3 protein-coding genes and 2 pseudogenes are annotated in these 6720 nt (G+C 39.1%); 1 reads left to right on the top strand and 4 read right to left on the bottom strand.

Annotated elements, in window-relative coordinates; all coding sequences use genetic code 11:
• Nucleotides 1–15: 15 nt before the first annotated feature.
• Nucleotides 16–2427 carry a sucrose synthase gene (locus tag H6H03_RS28500; protein WP_190958419.1) on the bottom strand — a complete coding sequence of 804 codons (2412 nt, stop codon included), beginning with the start codon at nt 2425–2427 and terminating at the stop codon, nt 16–18.
• Nucleotides 2428–3054: 627 nt separating this feature from the next.
• Here H6H03_RS28500 and H6H03_RS28505 point away from each other — a divergent pair.
• Complete coding sequence (locus H6H03_RS28505) at nt 3055–3318, top strand: HetP family heterocyst commitment protein (protein WP_190958420.1); 264 nt, start codon at nt 3055–3057, stop codon at nt 3316–3318.
• A gap of 110 nt (nt 3319–3428) precedes the next feature.
• On the opposite strand, the gene H6H03_RS28510 is transcribed toward H6H03_RS28505, so the two are convergent.
• From H6H03_RS28510 to H6H03_RS28520, 3 genes and pseudogenes are all read right to left on the bottom strand, one after another.
• Complete coding sequence (locus tag H6H03_RS28510) at nt 3429–3812, bottom strand: beta-lactamase hydrolase domain-containing protein (RefSeq protein ID WP_190958421.1); 384 nt, start codon at nt 3810–3812, stop codon at nt 3429–3431.
• Nucleotides 3813–3985: 173 nt separating this feature from the next.
• Nucleotides 3986–4698, bottom strand: a pseudogene (locus tag H6H03_RS28515) (sensor histidine kinase); the annotation flags it as partial.
• Between the two features lie 264 nt (nt 4699–4962).
• Nucleotides 4963–6498: pseudogene (locus H6H03_RS28520) on the bottom strand (hybrid sensor histidine kinase/response regulator); the annotation flags it as partial.
• Nucleotides 6499–6720 lie beyond the last annotated feature (222 nt).

A 6720-nucleotide genomic window follows, 5' to 3' on the forward strand; every position in this document is an offset into this window, starting at 1 on the left:
AGCCATCTTTCTCCCTCACCCACCCATGTGTTTTTCTAAAATCTTTTCGACTCTAGGTTTATAGATGAGGTGAAATAAAGTTTCCATGTAACGATCTCTGGCTGCATTATTTTCTGGAGCAATAAAGTTCCAAAAACTAAATATTTTCGTCAGCAGCAATAATTGATTAGTATGTGAATGCCAAGTGTATCTATTATGAATTCTCTTAGTCATCCATTCTGAAACTTCCTGCCACTGTTGAGGATGAAGTTCGCATTTTTCAATGAAGTCTAAAATTTTATTTGCTGTTCCTTCTAAATCTGTAGGGTTAATATTAAATCCATTTTCTTGATTTTCAATAATTTCTAAAGAACCGCCAAATTGAGTTGCAAAAGTTGGTAAGCCAGAAATCATGGCTTCTAAAATACACCTGCCAAAGGATTCAAAGCGGGCAAATTGCACATAAATTCCCTGTAAATCTGCTATTACTCGATAGGCTTCGCCAAGGTCGCGGCTAGAAAGACGCATAGCCAACCAACGAATCTTGCCGTGGAGATGATATTGATTAATAAGGTCGTGAAGTTTTTGGATTTCTCCTGCATCTTCTGGGTTTGTAGCTTCATCTGGATGTAGTTTACTAGCTAAGAGAATCAAGTTGCAACGTTCTTGCAACGCCTGACTTTTTCCGAAGCATTCAACTAAACCAGTAAGATTTTTAATAGGAGTGAAAGTAGCAATGGCAAAGATTGGTCGCTTGTGAGGATTATCTAAGTGACCAAATATTTGGGGTTCTTCACTACTAAAGAGTAGTTCGTGGACTTGTGTACAAAGGTGAGGATCTCGGTCTGATTTTTGGCTGTAGGGGAAGAAAATGTTTTCATTTACTCCTGGCGGTACAAAGTTGAACTTAGGACTAAATAAATCAATTCCATCAACTACATGATAAAGTTGTGGCATAGTAAACCACTTATATGACTCATACTGACCTATACTGTCTGGTGTGCCGACAATTTCTTGATAGGACGATGTAATGATGAAATCAGCTGCATTCATGCTGATTAAATCGGCGGTAAATTGTGCCGAGAAGTGATATTGTTCTTCTAAATCTTGCCAATATAAATTACTAAATAAATATTTAGGTTTTTCTAGGGAATGAGCAATGTTACACTGAGTAACTTTCAGACTATGAGATAAGAGAAAAGCCACCAAATTCCCGTCGCTGTAGTTACCAATGATGAGATTAGGCTTACCTTGGAATTGCGTTAGTAATTCTCTTTGAGCATCAGCAGCAAATGTTTCTAAATACGGCCAAATCTCAAATTTAGAAATCCAATTGTTGGTAACTTCTGGATTGAATTCAGCAAAAGGAACCCGCAATATCCAAGCGTTTTGGGTATCTTCAACTTTTTCCAGGCGCAGGTTACAACATGTTCCTTCACAATTAGGAATTAGCCTAGTGAGAATAATTACATGGGGTTTAATTCCTAAAAAGTCCAAACCAGCAAGTTTAATTTCTTCACGAAGTTTGTTTTCTAAACTACGGGCTTGTTCGAGAACATAAATAACTTGGCCAAATGTTTCATCTCTTCCCAAGACATCTTCTTGTCCGACCCAGCCGTGTATAGAAACGAGGACTACGCGAAAGACGGCGGGGACACGGGCGACAAATGTTTCTAAAATGGCTGGTTCTGGAGAGTAAATAAGTCGCTCAAAAAGTTCTAAAGTTTCGCGGACTCGCGCCGCAGTATTACCCCAACCCGGTTCAAAGCCGAGTTCTTGCAGCTGAGAGTGAAATTTTTCGTAGGGTTCTTCTGGAGGTTGCTGATTCAAAAATTTGATCGCTAGCTTAATTTGTTTAGCTAGCTGTATACCTGAGGTAATGCGATCGCCAATTAGTAGCTCAATTCCTTCGTAACTAATTTTATCTAAAGCTAAATACAAAAGTTCTAGCCAATGTTGGGGGTCATTCAACAATTGGCTACATAGGTAACGATTGAGAAAAGCTAAACCTTGACCGATATTTCTGGGGTCATCGATTCTGGGGGAACCTTCATAAAAAGGATGGAGGTCGATTTCCAAGATGCGATCTTGGTAGCGGTTCACCAAGCGATCGCTCACATCGAGTAACGCTTGAGGCGTCATCTGCTCAAAGCTAGTAAAGTCACCCTTCAATTGCCAAACTTCCTGGTTAGCAATCCTGGGTCGCACAACAAACCAACTACACTCATTCTCCAGAATTATTTCATGGGTATAGTGTATGAGTTTCCCCACAGAAGAAGAGTGATAAAAGTAAGCTGGCTTCTGGGATTGCTGACAGTAGTCTGCAAAAGTTTGCAAAATCTCATTCCTCAGGAAAAAATGCTTACCGGAGGTATTTAATACATCTATCAACTGACGGAGAACAGTTTTTTCATCACTGTTCAATACAGCTTGAAATAATTCATACATGACGAATTCCAGAGATTTAACTAATTCAGAACCCGATTCTTTTCTCCTCAACGACTGTAGTTTTTTCTGATGATTCTTCTGCGAGACGCATTCTTACCTGTGATTATAAATAAATGCCACTACTGTTGCTTCTAGCTGTGGTATGAAATGATAGAGAAAAATTCAAACTTAATATAATGAAAAAATACAAGTCTTTTTTATTAAAAAACTGCCAATTTGGCTAACTAAGACGCAAATACATATTATTCTAGATGTGTATAAGTTTTAAATCAGGCATAACTATAGAGCAATCTGTACAGGAGTTGCAAAATTACTCATGAAGGTAGGGAATAAGCAACGGCCAACAGGCAACAGTCAAGAAGAACGTACAAATGTACTCTAGCTTTCACAAATGAAATAGGATTGCTATAGCAATTCAAAATGATTTTTACAGCAGTTTCCAACCAAATGAAGTACACAACTAGAGAATTAAATATAAAAATTCTTCTTCTCCCTCCTGCCTCCTGTATCTAAAATTAAAAGCAAAAATTTGTTTTTCTTGAAGAGTGAAGCCGCTTGAGCTAGGCCAAATTGTTGAGTAATCACTATCGAACAAAACTGTTTCGGTAAGTTACATCAGGGTTAACCATGAACTACCAAATTTCTTCCTCTCAAAAAAATTTTCAAAAAGCCATGAGTCCAGAACAATTGGAGCAAGTCATCGCAGCAATTACAGATGGTCGATATTCCTGGGCTTGTGTGCTGATTTTACGTTTCATTGGTTACAATCCACTCCATTTTATTCCCCAAAGAACTTACAGCCGTTTAATCAAAGAAAATTACAGTCGGTCAATGGAAGAAAATACCTATGTTCCGAACTCGCCTGTATCTACCACTAGGCTAAATTCGTAATTTTTCCTGAATTTTGGCAATGATTAAAAACATCTCAAACAGTTGGCCAATTGATGCTGCAACCTACGCTAAACAAATCAGATAGCATCAAGGATAGACAAATTTCATAGCTAAATTAAGCCTAAATCAATAACTTTTTGCAGTGCTTTATCAAAACCTATGCCCTGCTTTAAGGCAATATATAGCAATACTATAGTGGCTGAACGAATTGAATTATCACAATGGATGAGAGTCGGCTTTGGTAATTCAGCAATTCTCTGAAATATTTGGAGTGTAGCTTTATCGTTAATGTTTTGAGCTTTGAACGGGAGGTTTAGATAGTACAATCCCAAAAACTCAGTTTTCTCCTGTTCATCAGCCCACAAACCTGTTTCATCAGGGAAACGCAAATTCAGTACAGACTTATAACCTTCATTAGCTATTTGTTTTAGCTGAACTAATGTAATTTGTCCAGCGATCGCTAACTCATCATTAATCTTCCTAACAATATTCATCGGGAGTATCCCAATTTTGCCAATTTACCCACAGCCACAGTTTAAAAAAACAATTTGAGGAAGTTGTGAGTGAATTGGGAATTGGGTATTAAGAGTTGGGAGTTGGGAGTTAGGAGTTAGGAGTTATCCCCCTTGTCTCTCTTCCTTGTCCCTTTACTTCTACTCCCCGCTCCCTAACAACGGTGACAAATCGTAAAAGTCGCGCCCTGATTGGGGACTGTGATACTGCCTTTATGGGCTTCGATGATGCGCTTGGCGATCGCTAACCCCAAACCGTTACTACTACCTTTGCGGGAGGGGTCTGTTGTATAAAACTGCTCAAAAATTCGGGGCAAATCATTCTCACTAATGCCTAATCCCTGGTCTTGAATTTTCAAAATCGCTTGTTTACCTTTGGTGTACCCAGAAATAAACACCAAGGAATTAGGTGCTGAATGTTTGATAGCGTTAAGTAGGAGGCAGAAGGCAGAAGGTAAAACCCTCAATAGCAAAGGGTTTCGCTCAGCTGTATTTTACATTTAATTATGTCTGCTTACTTATCTAGCACATTTAAAATAGCCTGTAATAGCCGCTCTGGATCGCCTTGTAGGTTTAAATCCGCTACGTTTAACTGCACAGATACACCAACGGCTTGCATCCGGGGTTCCATCGCATTGACAGCACGACTAATCAAACCCCGCAGTGAAAAGACTTGCTGTTCGAGTTGAGTAACTCCTGCTTCCAAACGTCCTAAATCGAGCAAATCATGAATTAGTCGTGATAAGCCTTTGATTTCATTGTCAATTGTTTGGAAAAAGCGATCGCGTAATTCGGGTTCTTCGTGTGCGCCACTTCTAAGTGCGTCTACTGTTACCTGCACGTTGCTAATGGGCGTGCGAAGTTCGTGTCAATTGAGTTGGTTTTCTGCCATCCCTCTGTGGGTGGGGAGTGGGGAGTGGAAGCAGGGGGGCGAATGATAATTCATTCAGTCAAAAGTCAACACTCAACTAATCTCAATACTTGTCGGGTTTTGGGGAAAAGGGGAAGGGGAAAGGGGAAAGAAAAAACCTTTACCTTTTTCCCCAAACCAAATTCCGAGTTCAAAATGCAAAACCAGAGCAGTATTGCAACTAATCTTAATTACCAATTCTGAATTCTGAATTCTGAATCCTCAATTTCTAAATATTTCTTTTAATATTTTCAATAATTCTTTTGCTGTGTACGGTTTCGATAAAACTGCTTGCACATTAGCATCAGCAGCTTCAGTAAAGATTTCCATTGAGTTCAAACCGCTACAGGCAATAATTTTAACTTGCTTGTTCATTTTTTGCAAAGTGCGGATAGCAATGATGCCATCCATTTCTGGCATCATGATATCCATTAATACAGCTTTAATTTGATGCTTGTACTGGGCATAAAGAGCGATCGCTTCAATGCCAGTACTGGCAGCGAGCATTTTGTAATTGTGATTTTCGAGGATGATTTTGGCAATTTCACGAATTGGAGCTTCGTCATCTACAACTAAAATTAATTCTCCTTGTCCTGTGTGCGCTTCTGAATTTTCTACATTCAATACTTCGGTTGCTTCCACTGCTGGTAAAAAAACTCTAAATTTGCTGCCTTTACCAACTCGGCTGGATACTTTAATAAAACCACCGTGGCTTTTAATAATGCCAAGTGCAGTTGAAAGTCCCAACCCTGTACCTGTATTAACCCCTTTTGTCGTAAAAAATGGCTCAAAAATTTTATCTAATATTTCTGACGGTATCCCCATTCCATTATCAGCAATAGTAATCACAATATAATTGCCAACTTTGGCATCAAGATTCATTTTCGTATAAGCTTCATCAAGAAACTGATTTGTCGCAGAAATTTGGATATTGCCCCCATCTGGCAGAGCGTCGCGGGCATTTACTATTACATTCATCAATACTTGATGTAGTTGTGTGGTGTCTCCAGTGACAGCCCAAATATCTTCTGCAATGTTTGTCGAAAATTCAATAGATTTGGGAAATGTTTGCCGAGCAATTTGGACAATTTCTGAAATCAGGTACTCAACTTGGATAATTGTGCGCTCTCCTTTAAATCCTCGCGCAAAAGACAGGACTTGCTTGACTAATGTCGCACCACGTTTGGCGTTGTTTTCTACAAGTATCATTAGCTGCTGACAATGGTCTTCGTCTTGGAAAAATTTGTTTTGTAACAATTGAGATGCGGCTAAAATTGGCGTCAATATATTATTCAAGTCGTGGGCGATGCCGCCTGCAAGGGTACCAACGCTTTCCAATCGCTGGGTACGAAAAAACTGCTCTTGGAGTTGTTTCTTTTCTGTAATATCTGTGTCAACACAGAGGATGGATTTGGGTTGACCGTTTCCATCTTGCATTAACGTCCAACGGCTTTCGACGACAATTTTCTTACCGGATTTGGTAATTTTATTTAACTCACCTTGCCAAGAACCATTTTCAATTACGCTTTTTAGCGGCACTTCTAATTGTTGTTGAGTTTCTGTTTGAAACAAAATCTCTCTAGAGTCTTTTCCAATAACCTCCGTGGCAAGCCAACCGTAGATCCGCTCTGCACCTTTATTCCAAAATAATATTTGGGATTGGAAATCTCTAACTAATATGGCATCGGTGGCAATATCAAGTAGAGCCGCTTGTTCGGAGATTTTTTGTTCGTTGAGTTTGCGATCGGTGATATCTCTGTTTGGGAGCAATGCGATTTTGTTAGATGACCCCAAAAAAAGTGCGATCGCTAATTAGTTTTTTCAGTACACAAATTTATTAACTACATGTTTAGCAGTATTAATACTTAAAAGTTCTCCAGATAGAGGGTATCCATAATATCAGTTTGGAGTACTTTTTTTGTGGATACTAAAAAAAGGTAGAATTCCCTCTTAGCAATAGTTTTGAGACGGGAAACGCCT

Source organism: Nostoc paludosum FACHB-159 (assembly GCF_014698835.1).
Lineage (GTDB): Bacteria > Cyanobacteriota > Cyanobacteriia > Cyanobacteriales > Nostocaceae > Nostoc > Nostoc paludosum.